We start from the raw sequence: 17,917 nt of genomic DNA, 5'->3' as shown, positions 1-17,917 counted from the left end.
CGCGACTTCCGCGGCCAAAAACGTGGTCACACGCACACAAGGACGTTATTTTTTATTGCCCACAGGAAACGTCATTTGAATTCTTAACCCACCTTCAGTGCGTGACGACAAGCGAATATCACCGTGAAGTTGTTCCACAATGCGTTTCACGATCGCCAGCCCTAAGCCTGTCCCTTCGCTACCACGAGCGGTGTCACCGCGGGTAAAAGGTTGAAATAGCGAATTCTCTAAACTCGCCTCGATCCCCGGGCCATTGTCTTCCACTTCCACCCACTGATAGGTGTGATCGGCATTGCTGCCACAACCGAGACGGACCCAACCATGGCCGTATCGCACCGCATTAACCACCAAATTGGTCACCGCACGCTTTAACGCTACCGAGTTAGCAAATAACTCTCCGTGCAATGCCCCTAGGTCGAGATCAATATCGACCCCCATTTGTTGCTGATTACTCGCCACATCGCGGCAAATGCTCGCTAAGTCGACAGGATCAGGGTCTTGCTGCTGCACGGCGCGCAAGTAATCCATAAACTGGTTGATGATTTCATTACACTCTTCGGTGTCCTCGGTAATGCTATCGGCCAAATAGGCATCATCCGATGACATCATTTCAGTGGCAAGGCGAATGCGCGTCAGTGGCGTGCGCAAATCATGGCTAACCCCTGCCATCAGCAAGGCGCGGTCTTCTTCCAACTTACGGATACCCGCTGACATTTTATTAAATGCTACCGTCACCGCCTGAATTTCTGACGCCCCTCGTGGCGGCACAGGATCGGGAAAACGGCCATCTGCCACATCTAACGCCGCGCGCTCAAGGGCCACAAGTGGGCGGTTTTGCATCTTGATAAATAGCCACCCGCCCGCAATCACCAACAAAGCAATCACTAAGCTGTATTGAAACAAAGGGGCAAAATCGTCTTGATGCAGCTCGGAAAGCGGGATCCGCATTAAAAAGTCATCAATCTGGTCAAACTTCAGCCACAGCACGTAGCTGTCTTCACCACTGACCAAGCGTACTTCGGTTTGGGTGCCCAACTCCTCGCTGATATGCTCGCTTAAATAATCAATTTCCATGGCATCTTTAAACGCCACCGCTTGCTCACTATTGGGCGCATGCAAGGTGACGCCAATCTGCTCCAACAATTGCCGCCGCACAGGTTCACCAAGATGAAGCACTTCACCGTCTTTGAGGTACCAGTCCTCCTCCAGCATCAGGCGCACTTCAAAGGCGAGGATTTTGTTGAACTGCTGCAAACTGGGCAGCAAGGCATAATTGACGATGGTCAGATAAGAAAAAACTTGGCTGGCAATTAACAAGCCAGCCAAGATAAACAAGGTACGTGCAAAGTTAGTCCGCGGTGACATCCGCATCGCTACACCTCTCCATCTGGCACGAATACGTAGCCGAGCCCCCATACGGTTTGGATATAACGCGGTTTACTCGGGTCTTCTTCTATCATCCGACGCAAACGCGAGATTTGCACATCAATCGAGCGCTCCATCGCCGAATACTCACGGCCACGCGCCATGTTCATCAACTTGTCACGTGATAACGGCTCGCGCGCATTGGTGACCAAGGCTTTAAGCACCGCGAACTCGCCGGATGTGAGCGTCATGGGCTCATCATTGCGAAACATTTCCCGGGTGCCGAGGTTGAGACGAAACTCGCCAAAGGTCACCGTGGTAGAGTCTGCACTCGGGGCGCCTGGCGCTTCAATGGTCTGCCGGCGCAATACTGCGCGTACCCGCGCCAATAGCTCTCGCGGGTTAAAAGGCTTGGGTAGGTAATCATCGGCACCGACTTCTAAACCGACAATGCGATCAATCTCATCGCCCTTCGCGGTCAGCATCAAAATCGGCAATTGGTTATTCGCTTGACGCAAACGGCGACACACAGACAGGCCATCTTCACCCGGCAACATCAGATCTAGCACCATTAGGTGAAAGGCTTCACGCGCGAGTAAGCGATCCATCTGCTCGGCATTGGCGACACTGCGTACCTGAAAACCTTGCTCGGTCAGGTAGCGTTCCAGTAGCGAGCGCAGACGCATATCATCATCCACCACTAGAATTTTATAGTTCTCTTGCATGCTAAGCCCTCAATGCTGATCGTTGCCCGGCCATCGATTGGCCGTCACGTATATCATACTGAATTTTGCCACAGTTCTCTTTCAGACCGCGTGTTTGTCTGCCGCCAAGCGAGGGGTAAATTGTTACCGAGTGTTGCCTCGACAAGTTTGCCCGCTTCTTGTACTTTCCTGGACAAGGTTATATCGCGCGACGCCGAATGGCTAGCGAAAGGAGAGGTAACGTGAAAACCAAATTGGTGACCCGAGAAGGGTTTAACGCGCTCAAAGCCGAGCACGATCACCTGTGGCACGAACGGCGCCCAGAAGTGACCAAAATTGTCAGCTGGGCCGCCAGTTTGGGTGATCGCTCAGAAAATGCAGACTACACCTACAACAAACGTTTGTTACGTCAAATAGACCGCCGTGTTCGCTATCTGCGTAAACGCCTCAATGACTTAACCATTGTCGATTACGCGCCCGAGCAAGAAGGACGGGTCTTTTTTGGCGCCTGGGTGGAAATTGAAAACGAAGCCGGCGACACCAAGCAATTTCGAATTGTTGGCCCTGATGAGATTTATGAACGCAAAGATTACATTTCTATCGATGCCCCCATGGCCCGTGCGCTATTAAAAAAAGCCGTTGATGACGAAGTGGTGGTCTCAACCCCTGAAGGCGAAAAGCAATGGTTTGTGAATACCATTACCTACCCAAAGCCCAGTGACAGCGACGCTCAGTAACACCTGACGGAACCTTCGTCCCCATCGCGGTCAAAAATGCTATCCCTTGGCAGGGCGTTCCCCTGCCGTGCTTGTAGAGAAAAGGAAACACATGCACACATCTATTACACACACCCTGGCGCACGAGCTCAATGTGGCGCCAGGCCAAGTCAAAACAGCGGTTGAATTACTTGATGATGGCAACACGGTTCCCTTTATCGCCCGCTACCGAAAAGAAGCCACCCAAGGGCTGGATGACTCGCAGTTGCGCACCCTTGAGAGCCGTTTGGTCTATTTGCGCGAATTGGATGCCCGGCGCGATACCATCCTGAAATCGATTGACGAGCAAGGCAAACTCACCGACAGCTTGCGCAGCGATATTCTCGCCGCGGAGAGTAAAAACCGCTTAGAAGATCTCTATCTGCCTTACAAACCCAAGCGCCGAACCAAAGGCCAAATTGCGATTGAGGCCGGCCTCGCCCCCTTGGCCGAGGCCTTATGGCAAGACGCCTCGCACAACCCTGACGCGCTTGCCGAGCAATATATCAATGCTGAAAAGGGCGTCGCCGACACTAAAGCCGCGCTGGATGGCGCCCGCGCGATTATGATGGAGCGCCTTGCCGAGGATGCGAGCTTATTAGAGACGCTGCGCCAGTACCTTAAGCAATATGCAGTGCTGCGCGCCACCGTGGTTGCCGGCCAAGAAGAAGCCGGTGCCAAGTTCAAAGACTACTTTGCCCACCAAGAGCCGATAGCCAAGGTGCCCTCTCACCGCGCGCTGGCGATGTTACGTGGTCGCAATGAAGGCGTGTTACAGCTAGCGCTGGTTGCCGATCCCGACCAAGCACCAGACAGCAAGCAAAGCGTGTGCGAAACCATGATTGCTCAACACTACCAGCTGTCTTTGGGCACCGCACCGGCAGATCGTTGGCGCAAACAAGTCATTGCCTTTGCTTGGCGGGTCAAAATCTTAATGCATCTTGAGACCGAGTTCATGGCCAACCTGAAAGAGCGTGCGGAAAATGACGCTATTGATGTGTTTGCGGCCAACTTAAAAGATGTATTGATGGCCGCACCGGCTGGCCCTCGCTGCACCATGGGCATTGACCCAGGCCTGCGTACCGGCTGTAAAGTGGCGGTGGTGGATGGTACGGGCAAATTGCTCGACACCGCCACTATTTATCCCACCGCACCTAAACACGATATTGATGGGGCGAGTAAAACGCTACGCCGTTTTATTGACCGCCACAGCGTGAACTTGATTGCGGTCGGCAATGGCACCGCCTCACGTGAAACCGAACACTTTGTCACCACCATGCTCAAACAAGCCGACTTAAGCATTCAAACGGTGATGGTCAGTGAGGCCGGTGCCTCGGTTTATTCGGCGTCAGAGCTGGCAGCCAAAGAATTTCCCGACCTCGATGTCTCGCTACGTGGCGCGGTTTCTATCGCCCGCCGCCTGCAAGACCCTCTCGCCGAGCTGGTTAAAATTGATCCTAAGTCGATTGGCGTCGGTCAGTATCAGCATGATGTCTCTCAACACCAGTTGGCGAAAAAGCTTGATGCGGTGGTGGAAGACTGTGTAAACGCCGTAGGGGTCGATGTAAATATCGCGTCCGCACCACTGCTCACCCGGGTGGCAGGCCTTAGCCAAACCATGGCACAAAACATTGTTGCCTTTCGCGACGAAAATGGCCGATTTGGCGATCGTAAAACCTTACTGAAGGTCCCGCGCCTTGGCCCGAAAGCCTATGAGCAATGCGCTGGCTTTTTACGGGTGATGGATGGCGCGAACCCACTCGATCGCTCAGGTGTCCACCCAGAAACCTACCCTTTGGTTAAACAAATCGCCCAAAAGACCGGCAAAGCCATCGATGCCTTGGTGGGCAATGCGGGTATGCTACAAAGCTTAAACGCAAGCGATTATGCCACCGAGACCTTTGGACAGATCACGGTCACCGACGTATTGAACGAGCTGGCCAAGCCAGGCCGCGATCCGCGCCCTGAGTTTAAAACCGCGACCTTTGCCGAGGGCGTGAATCAGATCAGTGACTTAAAACCAGGCATGCAACTCGAAGGCGTGGTCACTAACGTCACGCACTTTGGTGCATTTGTTGATATCGGCGTCCACCAAGACGGCCTCGTGCACATCTCCGCGCTATCGAACCGCTTTATTAGTGATCCCCGCGACGTGGTCAAAGCCGGGGACGTGGTGAAAGTCAAAGTCATGGAGGTGGATGCGCCGCGCAAGCGAATTGGGTTATCGATGCGCCTTGACGATACGCCGGCTGCTAGCGAACCCCCAGCAGCCGCCCCTAAGCCGCGTGAGAGAAGTCCGAAAAAACGCCAGGACAAACCCGCCGCAATGGGCAGCATGGCCGATGCCTTTGCCCGCGCCAAGCGCTCCTAACCAAAAAGCCCCACGCAACATCGTGGGGCTTTTTCATCGTGGGCTTTCTCAGCATGGCGTCATGAACACCATTTAAATCACAATCAGCACTTCTGAGGGCATATTCGCCACGGTCGCTTGCTGATAGCGCATCGCAACCACTGCACGCGTTTGCTCGAACCTTTTCAGCTCTTCGACTTTCTCCAGCACTTCTTCCGGCATTTTCAACCCCAGCGGGTAGCCGTTGTCTTTACGTGCTTGCTCCCCCGGCTCGGTACGCGCCATGGCATCAACACGCCCGGCAATGTTCGCACCGTCATAATCAGCGTCGGACAAGGACTCGCGACTGTAGTCGAGCGAATAATTAGGGTGTTGTGACGGATCCCAGGATGAGCGGCCGAGCTGCTTGCCTTGATCGGTCGCCGCTTTGCCGTGTTCTGGCTCTGGGGCTTGCTTGGTGGGAACAATTTTTTCGCGCATGCGATTATCCCGCGCAACTTGCTCCGTTGGCGGGTTCACCGATGGCGCGACAGTTGGGATACTGACGCTTGCTGGCGATATATTCATCTGATGCTACCTCCCAACATCAGCTGAAGGCCTAATTGTCAGTGCGGCCTCGTCTCCTTACAGTTTAGACGACAACCGCGAGTATGGTGCCTATTGTGCCCAGCGCAGACAAAAATTGTCCCGCACTGTAGGCCGTATCATCGTTTTCTTTCACTTTTTCCGGGTGGTCCATGCCCAACGCACCATAGGTAAAGGATTCAACCGATGATTTCTCTTCTGGCTTTTTAACACCTTCAGCGTTTTTCGCTGCTTTCACATCTTTGCTTTCTTTTGCTGCCTCGGCAGCGGAAAGCGTCTCAGCAGCCTTGGCTGCTTTCGTGTCTTTGGCCGCGTTGTCCGCATTTTGTTGCGGTTGTGTCGGCGCTTTTGGCTTCATCGTTTGCTGATGATACGCCTGAGACTGCCCAACGTTACCTACGTTCATTATGGTCTCTCCTAATGTCAGAGCAAGTGACATAGTTAACTTATCGGCAGAACCATGACAGGATTTAGTCAATTCTACCAAAAAACGATCAGCGCACACTATTTGGGCGGCAAGTTTGTGCCTAAAAAGGCAAGTAGTTTGTCCACCACTTCGTCAGGCTCCGTCACAAAGGGGGCATGAGCACTGTGTGCGAATACCTCACATTGCGAGCGAGGCGCTAACGCAGAGACAGCTTCCGCCACCGACGCGGGTACTAAACCGTCTAGCCGCCCGTATAACCGCAACCACGGTACGGAAATCGCCTCACACTGCTGGCGCAGATCCGTGGTGGCCAGCATCGCCAAGCCATCCGCCAACGCGCGAGGGTCAGGCGCCGGTCGCGAGAACACCGCTTGCTTGAGCGCTTTCACATCTTTTCTTGCCGTGGGTGACCCCATGGCTTGCAGCGCCATAAAACGCTCCACCGTTTGCGAAAAATCGCGCTCAAGCTGGTCGGCAAAGTCGGTGAGTACCGCCGACTTGATCCCACGCCACCCTGGCTCTGCAACAAACTTGGGTGAGCTGGCGATAGTGACCAATCCAGTCACGCGCTGTGGCGATAAAAGTGCGGCTTGTGTTGCCACTAATCCGCCCAGTGACCAACCTATCCAAGTTGCATGCGCTGGTGATTCTTTAAGCAACACTTGTGCCAGTTTCTCGATATCAAGATCCGGTTGGTAGGCACTGTCGCCAAAACCCGGCAGGTCAACACAGTGAACACGGTAGTGCGCCGTCAAATAAGGGAGCAACATTGACCAGACAGCGCTGTTCATTCCCCAACCATGAATGAGAACCAGATCGGGACCTTGCCCGTGAGATTGCCAATCACATAACGCCATGCTTTACACTGCCTTGGTTGCTTTTCAATCAAGGTGCCTATGATATCAGCAATCGCACCACAGCGCTTCACGCGTTTACTCACCCATTGGAGAGGCAAACTCTTGCCCTCTCAGTGTCCAGTTTGCCACTTGTCATTGGATGCCGGACCCAAGGGTGCCACCCCGGCTTTATGCTGTGCCGCCTGCTGGGATGCGCACTACGCTTATTGTCTATGCCAATGTTGCGGCCTACCGGTCCCTACACCACAGACACGCTGTGGTGTCTGCCTTAGCCACTCTCCAGCATGGGACCGTTTGGTCGCGATCAGCGCCTACGAGGATCCGCTGCCGCAGCTTATCCATGCATTTAAATACCAACAGGCCTTTGAATTGGCGATGCCTTTTGCCCGCCAGTTAAGTGAGCGAATTCATTCGCCCGCGCCCGTACTGCTGCCTGTTCCACTCCATTGGCGGCGACGCTGGCAGCGCGGATATAATCAAAGTATGCATTTAGCCTGGGCACTCGCCGACTACCTGGATACTCACGTCGTCGATAACGTTTTAGCCCGAAGCCGCCATACAGCGCCACAGCAAGGTTTAAGCCGACAGGCACGGCTATCTAATCTTAAAAACGCGTTTGCGATCAGCGGTGAGCTGCCAAGTTCGCACGTGGCGATTGTTGATGACGTGGTGACAACCGGGCAAACGGTGTCCCAGCTGTGCCGATTATTGCGACGAGCCGGCGCAGAAACGATCGATGTTTACTGCTTGGCACGTACCGATCTACCCTAACGGAAAGCGTGCTATCCATGCGCAGAAAGTAGCCACATGCTTCAAGGGGTGATAGCCAACGCAAACCGGAGTACACTGTATAAAACACACTGGATTAGTCAGGTATTTGTCGTGTCAGAAGTCAATATTTCAGAAAATGCACAAAGCCACTTTGTGAAGCTGCTTGAGCAGCAGCCCGAGGGCACCAATATTCGCGTGTTTGTGGTTAACCCAGGCACGCCAAACGCCGAGTGCGGTGTTTCTTATTGTCCGCCCGAAGCGATAGAAAGCAGCGATACTGAACTTAAGTTCAACGGCTTTTCGGCCTTTATCGATGAGATGAGCCTGCCATTTTTAGACGAAGCGGAAATCGACTTTGTCACCGATAAAATGGGCTCACAGCTGACGCTGAAAGCACCGAACGCGAAAATGCGGAAAGTGGCCTCCGATGCGCCTTTGATGGAGCGTGTTGATTACGTGATTCAAAGCCAAGTTAACCCACAGCTTGCCAGCCATGGCGGCCATGTGAACTTGATTGAAATCACCGATGATGCGGTGGCGATTTTGCAATTCGGGGGCGGCTGCAATGGCTGCTCGATGGTGGACGTGACCTTAAAAGAAGGGATCGAAAAGCAGTTGCTGGCTGAGTTCAGCGGCGAGCTAAACGGCGTGCGTGATGTGACCGAGCACGCGCGTGGCGATCATTCTTATTACTAATAAACGCCGTCTCTTATCGCAAAAAACAGGCCAACTGGCCTGTTTTTTGTTGATAGGTCTCAGTGTGTGACGTCAAAAAAGCTATCTCGTCGCCAATGGTACACAAAGCACACCGCGAGACTGAGCCCTCTTAGCGCCATAAAAGTAAGCATCGCTAACCACAGGGCGTGATTGCCCCAATCTTGCGCTAGCCACCATGCAGCAAAAAAGCCCGCGGTGGCGACGAACATCCCATTGCGCATGTCTTTACCCCGTGTCGCACCAATAAAGATACCATCGAGCAAAAAGCACCACATCGACACCAAAGGCATAGCCACTAGCCAAGGTAAATAACGCGCCGCTTGATCACGCACCACCTCAATATTGGAAATCAACGCAATGATGTGACGGCCTGCCACACCAAATGCCAGCGTGATCGCCAAACAAATCACCAACGACCAAAATGTGCTGCCTATGAGTGACACTAACAACGCAGACTTGCTCTGTGCGCCAATCGCTCTACCCACCATCGCCTCCATCGCATAGGCAAAGCCGTCCATCGCAAAGGAAATCAGCATCAGAAAGCTCATCAACACCGCATTGGCGGCCACAATCTCGTCACCAAGTGTCGCCCCTTGGAAGGTCATGAAGGTAAAGGCCAACTGCAAGCTAAGGCTACGTAAAAAGATGTCTCGATTAAGCTTTAGCAAACGGCTCATCCCAGTTAGCCCGCGCTCAAATACCGACCGAACGGTCGGTAACTGACGCGACTGCCAGATGCCTTTGACAAAATAGAGCCCCAGCATGAGGCCGAGATAATCGGCAACCACACTTGCCGCCGCGGCCCCTTCCACTTTCATATCGAGACCGACCACAAACAGCAAATCAAGGACAATATTGGCACTGTTGACCACGATCAGCAGCCACATCGGCTGACGCGCATTTTGCGCCCCCAGTAGCCAGCCCATGATCACCAAGTTCATCAAGGTCGCCGGCGCACTAAAGATCCGAATGGAGAAGTACTGGCTCGCGTAATGTTTCACTTCGGCGCTGGCATCACTAACGTGCATCACCCCCTCTAAAATAGGCACATGCAGTGCGATTAATAGCGCAGCCAACAGGCCCGCCAAGGTCGCCCCACGCACAAAGGTGGCCGCCAGCTCACGGTTATCATTCGCGCCATAGGCTTGCGCGGTAAACCCGGTGGTCGCCATACGCAAAAAGCCCAACAGCCAAAAGGTGACATTTATCATGGTGCTGCCAACCGCCACACCACCTAAATACCACGCATGCTCTAAATGGCCGATCACCGCAGCATCGACTAACCCTAGCAAGGGAACAGTGATATTGGAGATCACCATGGGTAAAGCCAGCGATAAGACCCGCCAGTGAAGCTCACGCTGGGTTAAAGACTGCCACATACTGCCTCATTCTGAAGTTTGAATTACACTCAATCCGTCATGATGACGTATCGTTTTTGATAAAGCGCACGATTGCGTTGATAAGCGACGTGGTAAGCGGTAGCCCTTATCGGTGCAGCAGTGTACCATTACGGCAATCTAATCGACGAGCGGCAGCCCACTGCGTCAGTTGCACTGCGCCAGTTACACTGCGTCAGTTACACTGCGTCAGTTGCACTGGGTCAACTGCCCTCAACACTGAATGAATAAGGAATGGTTATGCGTGTGTTTTTTGCCTGTGTGTTGGTGGTATTGCTAGCGGGCTGCTCGAAAGTCACCAAGCAAAACTATGATCAACTTGAAGTCGGCATGAGCTATGACGTGGTTGTGAGCCATATTGGCGAGCCGAGCCAATGCGACGACACCATGGGCCTGACCCACTGTGTGTGGGGCGGTGATGGTAAACACATCAAAGTGTCTTTTGTCGCCGATAAAGCCACCGTGCTGTCGGCGCAAGGGCTAAAGTAGTCCCTTAATAGCGCAACGCGTGGTCGGCAAGGAGCACCACAAAGGTCGCGAAGATATGCCATATCGAGAACTTAAAGGTCTGCCACGCGATGCCTTTTTGCGACTGGGTTTTCAGTCGCCAAGCGTACCCGACAAAGACCAGATTTAACGTGGTCGCCCCCACCAGATACAGCCAACCACTCATCCCGGTCAACCAAGGCAAAATTCCTACCACCACCAGCAATAAGGTGTAAAGCAAGACCATGGTCTGGGTAAATCCTACCCCGTGAGTGACAGGGAGCATCGGCACATCGGCTTTGGCATAGTCATGGCGGCGATGTATCGCTAACGCCCAAAAGTGAGGCGGCGTCCAAGTAAAAATGATCATCACCAGCAGCAGCGCGTGGGCGTGAAGCTCTCCGGTCACCGCAGTCCAGCCCAGCAAAGGCGGCATTGCACCGGCTAACCCGCCAATCACGATATTTTGCGGGGTCGCAGGTTTAAGCCATTGGGTATACACCAACGCATACCCGACCAGGCTAGCAAACGTTAGCCAAGCGGTGAGCGGATTCAGCCACCAACAGGCAATAAAACCACTCACCATCAACCCCACCGCAAAGGCCAACGCGGCGCCTTGACTGACTCGTCCCTCGGCAACGGGGCGATGGCGGGTGCGCTGCATTTTCGTGTCAATTTTCCAGTCGATAACGTGATTAAACACCGCCGCGGCACTGGCTTGTGCACCAATGCCAAACAATCCCACCAGCACCGCCGACCACGGCGGCCAGCCGGGAGTGGCTAAACACATCCCCACCAACGCGGTGAGAAGCAACATGGCAACCACACGCGGTTTGGTCAGCTCATAATAATCTCGCCAACTGGCGCCAGCAGGCGTCGAAACACTAGCGGTACGTTGAAACTGTGCCATCACGGGCTCCTTGTCGGGTCGACGGTGAAAGACATAAAAATCGGGTGAGGAGTAATGTGGCCAATAGCGACAATCCACCGAGGTTATGCGCCACCGCTACACTCAGCGGCAGTAGCGCGACCACATTGGTCACCCCTAACGTAATTTGAATCGCCAACACGGCGCTGACACTCATTGCCAGCGCACGCGCCCCAGCACGCCACAGCATCCATGCCCAAGCAAGTACTAATGCGGTGACCACCATGGCACCGAGACGGTGCGTGGCATGAATGGTCACCCGCTCGGCATGGTTCAGCACGCCAAACTGATAGGTTTCGCTAAGAGGACTGACGGGATGAAAGGCGGAAGGGGTGAAAAGCTGCCACCATGGGCTTTCACAGATAGGAAGCTGAGTGCATACAGTGGCGGCATAGTTGGCGGAGGTCCAGCCGCCGAGTCCGATTTGCACAATCACCGCGACCAAAGCCAACGTGCCCACGCGGCGCGCGGATGACGACATCGAAAACACAGGCAGTCGGAGCGCACCTGCCACCACCGCCAGCCAAGCCAGCAAGCACACCGTGGTGAAACCACCGAGTAAGTGCGCCATCACCACCACCGGCATTAAACTTAAAGTCACGGTCCACATCCCTAGGGCGGCTTGCGTGATGACGACCACACTGAGCAAGGTGGTCAGTGGTCGCAACGCCTGATAATCGGGACGTCGCCAGCTGATCCACGCCAACGCAAAAATCGCCAGCCCTAACGTGCCCGCCACGTAGCGGTGTAACATTTCATTCCATGCTTTATTGATATCAATTGGCGCATCTGGGAAACGCGACATGGCGACCGATTGCGCGCTTTCACTGGCCGGCACCCCTAAATGGCCATAGCATCCGGGCCAATCTGGGCAACCAAGCCCCGCTTCAGTGAGGCGGGTATACGCGCCGAGCCCGACCACCAGCACGGCCAGTATCAGTGTCGATAAGACGGCGAGTTGGTAGTGACGCGTTGCCATAATCAGCCTACCTTAGACAACTTGAGAAGCCGTTTGAGATCGCGCAATAAGCCTTTGCCTTGCGCGACCCACTTCGTTTTATCGTCACTGACCGGATAGGCCAGCACCACATTATTCATCGGGTCGCTAAGATAAATGGTATTTTTATCAAACGCTTGCTGCTGCCACACCTGCGCTTGTTCGGTGGTCAAGGTTTGCCATGTCAGTACCTCCGGCGCTTTCGGGGCGGAGCTCGTCAGTGCCACGCTGCTGACCCGATCGCGCTCTTTACCGACCGCAATCGGAATTTGTGTTAACTGAAACAGGGCTTGCTCACACACCGAATCACATTGTTCTGGCACCCGATAAATCAACCGCCACTGGCCTTGCTCAGGTAACCAATTCAAGGTCGCCGGCTCAGTGAGAAACTGTCCGTAATTGGTGACCCCTTTTTCATACCAACTTTGCTCCAACACCAATTTCGCCACCACCACGGGCAGGACAAAGATGCCAATCAAAGCCACGAGCGTCATGCGTCCTTTCACACCGCTTCCCTCTGTTTAGTTTTGTACCACCAGATGCCCGCGCCAATACTGACCGCGAGCGCCATTAACGCCCACTGCAAGGCATAGCCATAGTGTTTCTCAGGCGGCATCACCACCGGCTGCCACACCGGCGTTATCCCCGCTTGCGCCAAGGCATCCTGGCTCGGCGCTGACAGATCGACCAATGTTTTTGTCCGTATCAGCCACTGCGTATTCAGCGTTGTCAGTTGGGCTTTCAGTGCTTGTAAGTCAATGCGCTGCACCCGAGCGGGCCACTTATGCGATGCCGTTTCTTTCTTGAGCACCACCCGCTTGGACGGTGTATCAATAAAGCCAGACAACTGGTAGCGCGATGCCAACGCGGGCACCGCCGGCAAGCGGCGCAGTGCAGGCGCGGCTATCCAGCCTAATTCGACCAGCCACCATTGCGATGACTGCTGGCTCGGTACAAAGGGAAGAAAAAGGCGATAGCCTACGCGACCTTGGTGGGTCTGATTATCGAGCCACACGGCAAACTCGGGGCGAAACTGGCCATCGATCGCCAGGTATTGCCCTTTTTGCACCGTGCCTGAGAGCGATTCCGGTGCTTGATTGGCCTCAAACTGTGCCAGGTGTTGGGCTTTTTGCTCGCCACGCGTCCATTGCCAGTGGCTTAACTTGACGAGCAGCAAGACCACAACCACAGTCAATATCAGAAACCCCATTCGCCGTCCTTGTTTCATGATTACCTATTGCGCTAAGGAGCGCTATGTTGGTCAAAGCTATTCTGATTTGCTTACTGGTTTTTATTCTGTTTAACCTCTTTCGTGCCTTGCCGGTACTCCTAAAAGGCGATAGTTCCGTGCCTTTATCGCGTTATCTCGGTCGGCGTGTGCTGTTTTCCGTGGTTGTCTTCGTGTTATTGCTGATTGCGCTCTCCATGGGCTGGATTGCCCCCAACCCGCGCCCTTACTGAGCTACAAGATATACACAAAGACAAACAGGCATAGCCAGACCACATCGACAAAGTGCCAATACCAGGCACTGGCTTGAAAGCCAAAGTGATGCTCAGGGCTAAAATGCCCACGCATCACACGTAGCCACACCACCAACAACATGATGGTGCCCAAAGTCACGTGTAGACCATGAAAGCCAGTTAATAGATAAAAGGTATTGCCATACACCCCGGAGTCGAGACGCAGATTCATTTCTTGATAGGCGTGCACATACTCTTCGCCTTGAAAGAACATAAACAGTGCTCCAAGCAGCACAGTCACCAGTAAAAAGCCTTTCAATCGCTCACGCTGATTTTTTTCAATCGCGGTATGGGCAATATGGAGCGTGACCGACGAGGTCAGTAGGATCAGTGTGTTAAGCAAGGGCAGCCCCATCGCCGGCATCGCGGTGGTTTCAATCCCGCCCGGGGTTAAAGTGAGTGGCCACTGGGCGACAAAATCCGGCCAGAGTACCTCTGCGGTCATCGCATTGTTACTCGCACCACCGAGCCACGGGACAGCGATAAAACGGGCATAAAAGAGCGCACCAAAAAAAGCGCCAAAAAACATCACCTCAGAGAAAATAAACCAGCTCATTCCTTGGCGAAAAGAACGGTCCATTTGCGCCGAGTACAGCCCTTGCATAGATTCGCGGATCACGTCGCGAAACCAGCCGGTGAGCATAATCAAAATAAGCACAGTGCCTGCCAGCAACAACCAAGGGCCGTTGCCACCAAACAAGCCACCCACCGTGGCGCCTGCGCCAGCGGCAATCAGGAACAGCGCCACCGCACCAACAATCGGCCAAATACTCGCCGCAGGGACATAGTAACGTTCAGGCGTCGCCATGAGCGCCTCCTTATTCTTTGGCGCTGGCAGTCACATCAAACAAGGTGTAAGCCAGCGTTAAGTGGTTAATATCATCCGGCAACTCGGGATCCACGTAGAAGATAAGCGGTAAGGAGGCATCCTCACCACGCGGCAGTGGCTGACGGTTAAAGCAAAAACATTCGATTTTATTAAAGTACTGTGCCGCCAATCCCGGCGAGACCGAAGGCACCGCTTGGCCTACCGTGTCATAACGCGCATTGTTGGTCGCTAGGTAATTGATGGTATGGGTCTCACCAGGATGCACTTGCATCTGATTAACTTGCGGCTCAAACGTCCAGCGCATCCCTGGGTTGGTGTAGGCAATAAACTCGACAGTCACCAAGCGGTCTTGGTCAATACCCGCACTGGATGCGGCGACCTCATTATCGGTTTTGCCATTGATCCCAGTGACTTCACAGAACACGTCGTACAAAGGCACTAAGGCAAACGCAAAGCCAAACATCGCCACGGCGAGCAGCAGTAAGCGGCGCACGGAGCGCGCGGACTCAGTGGCCATCGCGCACCTCCTTCAGATCCGGTGGTGTCTCAAAGGTGTGATACGGTGCCGGTGAAGGCACGGTCCACTCCAGACCTTCCGCGCCATCCCACGGCTTGGCAGCTGCTGGTGCACCACCACGTGCGCACTTAACCACCACAACCAAGAAGATCAGTTGCGATAAACCGAAGGCAAAGCCACCGATGCTGACAATGGCGTTCACGTCCGCAAATTGCAGCGCATAATCAGGGATCCGGCGTGGCATCCCCGCCAGTCCCAGAAAGTGCATGGGGAAGAAAAGCACATTGACCGAAATCACCGAGCACCAAAAGTGCCACTTGGCCAAGGTTTCATTAAACATATGGCCGGTCCACTTGGGGAGCCAGTAGTAAGCCGCGGCCATAATCGAGAACACCGCCCCCGAAACCAGCACATAGTGGAAATGCGCGACCACAAAATAGGTATCGTGATACTGAAAATCGACCGGCGTGATCGCCAGCATCAAGCCCGAAAACCCGCCGATGGTGAACAGCACAATAAAGGCAATTGCAAACAACATGGGCACTTCAAAGGTCAAGGATCCTCGCCACATGGTGGCGACCCAGTTAAAGACCTTCACCCCAGTCGGCACCGAGATCAGCATGGTGCAGAACATGAAAAACAATTCGGCAAACACAGGCATCCCGGTGGTGAACATATGGTGCGCCCATACCAAAAAGCTTAACCCCGCGATCGAGGCGGTGGCATACACCATCGAGCTATAGCCAAACAGGCGCTTACGTGAAAACGCTGGGACAATGGCCGAGATAATGCCAAAGCTGGGCAAAATCATGATGTAGACCTCGGGGTGACCAAAGAACCAGAAAATATGCTGGAACATCACAGGATCGCCGCCCCCCGCGGCATCAAAAAAGCTGGTACCAAAGTACTTATCGGTAAGCACCATGGTGGCTGCCCCTGCCAATACCGGCATTACCGCAATCAGCAAAAAAGCCGTGATCAGCCACGTCCAAACAAACAGCGGCATTTTCATGTAGGTCATGCCCGGCGCACGCATATTGGTGATGGTGACAATCACATTGATGGCCCCCATGATTGAGCTGATCCCCATGATATGCAGAGCAAAGACAAACAGGCCGGTACTGTCTGGGCTATAAGTGGTCGACAGCGGCGCGTAAAACGTCCAGCCAAAGTTAGGGCCGCCGCCTTCCATAAACAAGGAACCAATAAGCAGTAAGAACGCAAACGGCAGGATCCAAAAGCTCCAGTTATTCATTCGTGGCAGCGCCATGTCCGGCGCCCCTATCATCATCGGCACCATCCAGTTAGCCAAACCGGTAAACGCAGGCATCACCGCGCCAAACACCATGATCAAACCGTGTACTGTGGTCATTTGGTTGAAAAAGTTAGGCTCAACCAGTTGCAAGCCGGGCTGGAAAAGCTCAGCACGGATCACCATCGCCATCGCCCCACCCAGTAAGAACATGGTGAAGCTAAAAATCAGATACATGGAGCCAATGTCTTTGTGGTTGGTGGTCAACACCCAACGCATGATCCCACGCGGTTTATGGTGATGATCGTCATGCAAGGTATCTGGGGTAGTATCTGTCATCACGCGCTCCTAAAGATCTTCACCTGACTTTACCGCGTTGATTTGCGCAGCTTGTACGGTATCACCGGTGTCATTGCCCCACGCATTACGCTCATAGGTCACCACCGCCGCCAATTCTTTGAGCGACAATTGCGGACCAAACGCTTGCATGGCGGTACCTGCTTTGCCGTTGACGACAATATCAATATGATCGACCAACCTATCCGGTTGAATGGCAATCTCAGCGCCGGCCAACGCGGGGAACACACCCGGCATCCCTTGTCCTTCGCTTTGATGACACATGCCACAACGGCTGTCATACACTTGTTTGCCAAGCGCCATCAGCTCATCCATCGGCATTTCCATGTCCAGCAAGCGTTGCTCCTCTTCGCGCGCTTTTTGCTGTGCTAGGGCCGTTTTTTGCACCCAAGCATCAAATTCCTCTTGCGGCTTGGCAATCACCACAATCGGCATAAAGCCGTGGTCTTTACCACACAGCTCTGCACATTGGCCGCGATAAATGCCGGGCTTATCAATTTTGGTCCACGCCTCATTAATAAAACCGGGGTTAGCATCTTTCTTCACCGCAAAGGCGGGCACCCACCACGAATGAATCACATCTTGTGAGGTGATTAAAAAACGCACCTTGCGCCCGACTGGCAACACCAACGGCTGATCAACCTCGAGCAAATAGGTGTCGCGCTTTTGTCTTTCATTGCGGATTTGTTCGGGGCTGGAGGCAAGCAGTGAAAAGAAGGCAACGTCATGGTCAAAATAGCGATAATGCCACTTCCATTGTGAGCCCGTGACCTGCACCGTGAGCTCCGGCTCGGTGGTGTCTTCCATATCAAGTAACACCTGGGTGGCCGGAATCGCCATACCAACCAAAATCAAAAACGGCACGAGCGTCCACGCAATTTCTACCTTGGTGCTTTCATGGAATGAGGCAGGCTTCGCGCCTTTGGATTTACGGTGACGGATGATGGCCCAAAACATTACCCCAAACACCAGTACGCCAATTGCGACACAGATGTAGAAAATGGTCATATGCAGGTCATACACCTGCTGGCTGATGGCCGTCACCCCTTGGGTGAGATTCCAGCCTTCGCGCTCTGTGGCTACTGCACCGCCACTGAACATT

The 17,917-nt window shown here is 53.8% G+C and carries 20 protein-coding genes; 6 read left to right on the top strand and 14 right to left on the bottom strand.

Annotated features, from left to right (window positions below; all coding sequences use genetic code 11):
* Window positions 1–45 precede the first annotated feature (45 nt).
* Entirely contained in the window at window positions 46–1,371 is a 1,326-nt protein-coding gene (gene envZ, locus N8M53_RS00580) for a two-component system sensor histidine kinase EnvZ (protein WP_269579123.1), read from the bottom strand.
* Between the two features lie 2 nt (window positions 1,372–1,373).
* Window positions 1,374–2,090: a two-component system response regulator OmpR gene (ompR, locus tag N8M53_RS00575; protein WP_046074657.1), complete on the bottom strand. Its 717-nt coding sequence runs from the start codon at window positions 2,088–2,090 to the stop codon at window positions 1,374–1,376.
* A 221-nt stretch (window positions 2,091–2,311) separates the two neighbouring features.
* Between ompR and greB the strand changes: the two genes are divergently transcribed.
* Window positions 2,312–2,806: a transcription elongation factor GreB gene (gene greB / locus N8M53_RS00570; protein WP_269579122.1), complete on the top strand. Its 495-nt coding sequence runs from the start codon at window positions 2,312–2,314 to the stop codon at window positions 2,804–2,806.
* Window positions 2,807–2,897: 91 nt separating this feature from the next.
* Window positions 2,898–5,195 carry a Tex family protein gene (locus N8M53_RS00565; RefSeq protein ID WP_269579121.1) on the top strand — a complete coding sequence of 766 codons (2,298 nt, stop codon included), beginning with the start codon at window positions 2,898–2,900 and terminating at the stop codon, window positions 5,193–5,195.
* A 72-nt stretch (window positions 5,196–5,267) separates the two neighbouring features.
* Here N8M53_RS00565 and N8M53_RS00560 read toward each other — a convergent pair whose 3' ends face one another.
* From N8M53_RS00560 to bioH, 3 genes are all read right to left on the bottom strand, one after another.
* Complete coding sequence (locus N8M53_RS00560; protein WP_046074654.1) at window positions 5,268–5,741, bottom strand: hypothetical protein; 474 nt, start codon at window positions 5,739–5,741, stop codon at window positions 5,268–5,270.
* A 64-nt stretch (window positions 5,742–5,805) separates the two neighbouring features.
* Window positions 5,806–6,165, bottom strand: a complete 360-nt coding sequence (locus tag N8M53_RS00555) for a hypothetical protein (protein ID WP_077771866.1) — start codon at window positions 6,163–6,165, stop codon at window positions 5,806–5,808.
* Between the two features lie 98 nt (window positions 6,166–6,263).
* The gene (gene bioH / locus N8M53_RS00550; protein ID WP_269579120.1) at window positions 6,264–7,043 is read right to left on the bottom strand and encodes a pimeloyl-ACP methyl ester esterase BioH; all 780 of its coding nucleotides are present in this window, start codon (window positions 7,041–7,043) and stop codon (window positions 6,264–6,266) included.
* A gap of 39 nt (window positions 7,044–7,082) precedes the next feature.
* On the opposite strand from bioH, the gene N8M53_RS00545 reads away from it, so the two are divergent.
* Both N8M53_RS00545 and nfuA read left to right on the top strand, forming a co-directional pair.
* Entirely contained in the window at window positions 7,083–7,814 is a 732-nt protein-coding gene (locus N8M53_RS00545) for a ComF family protein (RefSeq protein WP_269579119.1), read from the top strand.
* Between the two features lie 36 nt (window positions 7,815–7,850).
* On the top strand, window positions 7,851–8,510 hold the full coding sequence (nfuA, locus tag N8M53_RS00540) for a Fe-S biogenesis protein NfuA (RefSeq protein WP_152795962.1): 660 nt from the start codon (window positions 7,851–7,853) through the stop codon (window positions 8,508–8,510).
* 59 nt (window positions 8,511–8,569) lie between these two features.
* On the opposite strand, the gene dinF is transcribed toward nfuA, so the two are convergent.
* Window positions 8,570–9,910: an MATE family efflux transporter DinF gene (gene dinF, locus N8M53_RS00535; RefSeq protein ID WP_269579118.1), complete on the bottom strand. Its 1,341-nt coding sequence runs from the start codon at window positions 9,908–9,910 to the stop codon at window positions 8,570–8,572.
* Between the two features lie 258 nt (window positions 9,911–10,168).
* Between dinF and N8M53_RS00530 the strand changes: the two genes are divergently transcribed.
* Window positions 10,169–10,417 carry a lipoprotein gene (locus N8M53_RS00530; RefSeq protein WP_046074648.1) on the top strand — a complete coding sequence of 83 codons (249 nt, stop codon included), beginning with the start codon at window positions 10,169–10,171 and terminating at the stop codon, window positions 10,415–10,417.
* Between the two features lie 4 nt (window positions 10,418–10,421).
* On the opposite strand, the gene cyoE is transcribed toward N8M53_RS00530, so the two are convergent.
* Genes cyoE through N8M53_RS00510 form a run of 4 tightly spaced genes read right to left on the bottom strand, consistent with a single transcriptional unit; the run spans window position 10,422 to window position 13,549 of the window.
* Window positions 10,422–11,324 (bottom strand): heme o synthase, encoded by a 903-nt coding sequence (gene cyoE / locus N8M53_RS00525; protein ID WP_269579117.1) that lies wholly within the window; start codon window positions 11,322–11,324, stop codon window positions 10,422–10,424.
* A complete protein-coding gene (locus N8M53_RS00520; protein WP_269579116.1) occupies window positions 11,299–12,321 on the bottom strand; it encodes a COX15/CtaA family protein in 1,023 nt (340 codons plus the stop codon). The genes cyoE and N8M53_RS00520 overlap by 26 nt, the downstream gene beginning before the upstream one ends.
* A 2-nt stretch (window positions 12,322–12,323) precedes the next feature.
* Entirely contained in the window at window positions 12,324–12,845 is a 522-nt protein-coding gene (locus N8M53_RS00515) for a hypothetical protein (RefSeq protein ID WP_116644877.1), read from the bottom strand.
* Window positions 12,842–13,549 carry an SURF1 family protein gene (locus tag N8M53_RS00510; RefSeq protein ID WP_269579115.1) on the bottom strand — a complete coding sequence of 236 codons (708 nt, stop codon included), beginning with the start codon at window positions 13,547–13,549 and terminating at the stop codon, window positions 12,842–12,844. Before N8M53_RS00510 ends, N8M53_RS00515 begins: the two co-directional genes overlap by 4 nt.
* A 44-nt stretch (window positions 13,550–13,593) precedes the next feature.
* Between N8M53_RS00510 and N8M53_RS00505 the strand changes: the two genes are divergently transcribed.
* Window positions 13,594–13,800 (top strand): DUF2909 family protein, encoded by a 207-nt coding sequence (locus N8M53_RS00505; protein ID WP_069361974.1) that lies wholly within the window; start codon window positions 13,594–13,596, stop codon window positions 13,798–13,800.
* A 1-nt stretch (window position 13,801) separates the two neighbouring features.
* Here N8M53_RS00505 and N8M53_RS00500 read toward each other — a convergent pair whose 3' ends face one another.
* Genes N8M53_RS00500 through coxB form a run of 4 tightly spaced genes read right to left on the bottom strand, consistent with a single transcriptional unit; the run spans window position 13,802 to window position 17,916 of the window.
* Complete coding sequence (locus N8M53_RS00500) at window positions 13,802–14,668, bottom strand: cytochrome c oxidase subunit 3 (RefSeq protein WP_269579114.1); 867 nt, start codon at window positions 14,666–14,668, stop codon at window positions 13,802–13,804.
* A 10-nt stretch (window positions 14,669–14,678) separates the two neighbouring features.
* Window positions 14,679–15,206: a cytochrome c oxidase assembly protein gene (locus tag N8M53_RS00495; protein WP_269579113.1), complete on the bottom strand. Its 528-nt coding sequence runs from the start codon at window positions 15,204–15,206 to the stop codon at window positions 14,679–14,681.
* Window positions 15,196–16,797: a cytochrome c oxidase subunit I gene (gene ctaD, locus N8M53_RS00490; protein ID WP_269579112.1), complete on the bottom strand. Its 1,602-nt coding sequence runs from the start codon at window positions 16,795–16,797 to the stop codon at window positions 15,196–15,198. Before ctaD ends, N8M53_RS00495 begins: the two co-directional genes overlap by 11 nt.
* 9 nt (window positions 16,798–16,806) lie before the next feature.
* Window positions 16,807–17,916: a cytochrome c oxidase subunit II gene (coxB, locus tag N8M53_RS00485; RefSeq protein WP_077667401.1), complete on the bottom strand. Its 1,110-nt coding sequence runs from the start codon at window positions 17,914–17,916 to the stop codon at window positions 16,807–16,809.
* Window position 17,917: the final 1 nt, after the last annotated feature.

The organism is Salinivibrio kushneri, assembly GCF_027286325.1.
GTDB classification, from domain to species: Bacteria; Pseudomonadota; Gammaproteobacteria; order Enterobacterales; family Vibrionaceae; genus Salinivibrio; species Salinivibrio kushneri_A.
Note: the sequence above shows the minus strand (reverse complement) of the source record. Positions and strands in the feature narration are given on the sequence as shown.